Annotated in this window: 1 protein-coding gene; it reads right to left on the reverse strand. The window is 36.9% G+C overall.

Annotated features, from left to right (window positions below; genetic code table 11):
• The coding region (locus PZE06_RS28290; protein ID WP_483314100.1) for a P-loop NTPase family protein at positions 1 to 295 on the reverse strand (295 nt) is incomplete at both ends.

Consider the following 295-nt stretch of genomic DNA (forward strand, 5'->3'; position numbering starts at 1 on the left):
TTCAATTTCCCGCTGATTTCGCAAAATAAACACTTTTTTTGTTTCTTTAAATCTTTCACAGCGCTCAGCCATAATCTTTTTTCTGCTGGCATAAGTTGTTAAAATAAACTTGATAAATGGCCAATTAAGTTTCTCCTCACAGCCGCTCGTCATATCACTGCGAGTTTTTCGGTGGTTTTGGATTCTTCTTTTGACAACTCGGTAAAGACATACTAAAAGCAGTTTTTCTATGTAAACGATCGCATCCGCATGAGGGAATCGCAGTTCAAAAGTACCACTGTAATTTCCTTCTATA

The sequence above is a fragment of the Robertmurraya sp. DFI.2.37 genome (assembly GCF_029211245.1).
Classification (GTDB): domain Bacteria; phylum Bacillota; class Bacilli; order Bacillales; family Cytobacillaceae; genus Robertmurraya; species Robertmurraya methanolica_A.